Origin of the sequence: uncultured Marinobacter sp., assembly GCF_963974375.1 — a bacterium.
In the GTDB taxonomy this organism is placed as follows: Bacteria; Pseudomonadota; Gammaproteobacteria; order Pseudomonadales; family Oleiphilaceae; genus Marinobacter.
The window spans coordinates 1-2,555 of the sequence record NZ_CAXBDN010000390.1 but is presented as its reverse complement, the minus strand read 5'-3'; the positions used below and the strand labels follow the sequence as shown (position 1 = coordinate 2,555).

Annotated in this window: 2 protein-coding genes; both read right to left on the bottom strand. The window is 59.5% G+C overall.

Annotated features, from left to right (window positions below):
- Window positions 1-996: DHH family phosphoesterase (locus tag AAC035_RS20505; RefSeq protein ID WP_339806969.1), on the bottom strand; the 996-nt coding region annotated here is incomplete at its 3' end.
- A complete protein-coding gene (gene thrC / locus AAC035_RS20500; protein ID WP_339806967.1) occupies window positions 993-2,402 on the bottom strand; it encodes a threonine synthase in 1,410 nt (469 codons plus the stop codon). The genes thrC and AAC035_RS20505, both read right to left, overlap by 4 nt.
- Between the last annotated feature and the right edge of the window lie 153 nt (window positions 2,403-2,555).

The following is a 2,555-nucleotide window of genomic DNA, read 5'->3' as shown; positions in this document are numbered from 1 at the left end:
CTCGATGGAACGGCGCTCCCGGTTGAAGGTATCCAGCTCTCTGGCCAGCCGCTGCGCTTCATCGGGGCTGTCCGCCAGCAGGCAGGCAATGCCAATACTCATGTCATCAAGGCGGCCGGCAGCGTTGAGGCGCGGACCCACCACAAAGCCCAGATCGGTCGCACTGATGTCGCGGAAGTCCCGGCCAGCCACTTCCAGCAGGGCCAGGATGCCGGGCCGGGCCTGGCCCTGGCGGATACGCCGGAGCCCCTGCTCCACAAAGATCCGGTTGTTGTGATCAAGAGGCACCACATCGGCGACGGTACCCAGAGCCACCAGATCCAGCAGACTGCCGAGATTGGGTTCCGGCTCCGGCAGGCGTCCAAGGTCCCGCAGATGCTTGCGCAGTGCCGTCAGCACATAGAACATCACCCCGACCCCGGCCGCATTCTTGCTCAGAAACGGGCAGCCAGGCTGATTGGGATTTACGATGGCGTCTGCATCCGGCAGGGTGTCGGCCGCCAGGTGGTGATCGGTCACCACCACTTTCATGCCCAGCGCTTTGGCCGCAGCGACGCCTTCGTGGGCGGCAATACCGTTATCCACCGTAATCAGCACGTCAGGCAGAGACCCCTCATCCCTGAGGCGCTCAATGATGCCCGGGGTGAGGCCATAGCCGTCGGCAAACCGACTGGGCACCCGGAAGTCGATATCCGCCAGCCCCAGCATCGAGAGACCCAGCATGGCGACCGCGGTACTGGTGGCACCGTCCGCATCAAAATCACCCAGAATCATCACCCGCTTACTCTGCTGTATCGCCTCTGCAAGAATCTCGACGGTACGGTCAATACCACGCAGATCCAGCGGCGAAGCCAGGTGTTTTAGGGTATAGGCGAGTTCAGCGTCGGAGCTGACACCACGGGCGGCATAAAGTCGGTGAAGCAAGGGCGGCAGCTGCTGCCCCCAGTCCGGAGCAGTGTCCGGCCGGGGGCGACGCAGGATCTTTTTTGGAATCATGCCGTTCCGGCGTTTTTCCAGTGTTTCGCAATAAACGACTGCACGGCAGGCAGATCATTTTCCAGCACGGTGTAACGCTCTTCCCGCTCGAACAGGTCCGCCATGTGCACCGGCAACGGCGGCTTGATGGTCAGGCCGGAAGCCGCGATGGCATCCGGGAATTTGGCAGGATGGGCAGTACCAAGGGTCACCATGGGCACAGCCGGGTCACGACGGCAGTTACGGGCGGCCTGCACACCAATGGCGGTATGCGGGTCCAGCAGATATTCGTTGCGCTCGAACACCTCGCGAATAACACCACAGGTGGTTGCGTCATCGATGGCATCACTGTCGAACAGTTTGCGGGCATAACGCCAGCGGTAATCCTCAATGCTGACCGGGCCCTTGCTGGCATTCTCCAGCAACGTTCTGACAGCCGCACCATCCCGACCGTGGAGATCAAACAACAGCCGTTCAAAGTTGCTGGACACCATGATGTCCATGCTCGGCGACAGGGTATGTTCCAGCTGGTGCTGCTCATACCTGTTGCCGCTCATGAAGCGGTGCAGGATATCGTTACGGTTGGTGGCGATGACCAGCTGCGAAATCGGCAGACCCATCTTTCTGGCCAGATAACCGGCAAAGATATCGCCGAAGTTACCGGTAGGCACCGAGAATGCCAGGCTGCGGTCAGGCCCGCCCAGGGCCAGGGAAGCGTGAAAATAATAGACAATCTGGGCCATGATGCGGGCCCAGTTGATGGAATTGACCGCCGCCAGCTGAGCCTTGCCTCCCAGAAACGACTGGTCGCCAAAGCTCGCCTTCACCATGCGCTGGCAATCATCAAAATTGCCACGCACCGCGATATTATGAATGTTGTCGCCCTTGACGGTAGTCATCTGGCGACGCTGGACTTCCGACACCCGTTCGTGGGGATGCAGAATAAAGATATCCACGTGCTTGCAACGCCGGCATCCTTCAATGGCAGCCGATCCGGTATCTCCGGAAGTGGCTCCCATAATGACCACATGCTGCTGGCGCTTCTCCAGCACATAGTCCAGCAAACGTCCCAGCAACTGCAGAGCGAAATCCTTGAACGCCAGGGTAGGCCCCCGGAACAGCTCCATCACCCATTCATTGCTGTCGAGCTGAACCAGGGGGGCAACCGCCTGGTGAGCGAACACGCTATAGGTTTCGTCCAGCATCTTGCGGAAATCAGCGGCCGGCACGGCATCTTCCACAAACGGATGCATGACGTTGAAGGCCAGCTCGCTGTAGGACAGGCCTCGCCAGCTTCGAATTTCTTCGAGACTGAAATGCGGCAGTGACTCGGGCACGTACAACCCGCCATCCGGGGCCAGACCAGTCAGCAGGACATCTTCAAAACCCAGCGCGGGAGCATCCCCCCTTGTACTGATGTATCTCACCGTAAATACCTGTCAGTTAAAGTTTTCAGCGCGGATACGAACCACCTGGTCGTCCACTTCAGCAAGCGCTTCCAGTTCAATGATGGCCTGGTTGATCTGCCGTTCCTGAACCGTGTGGGTCAGGATAATCACCGGAATCCGGCCATCCTGAAC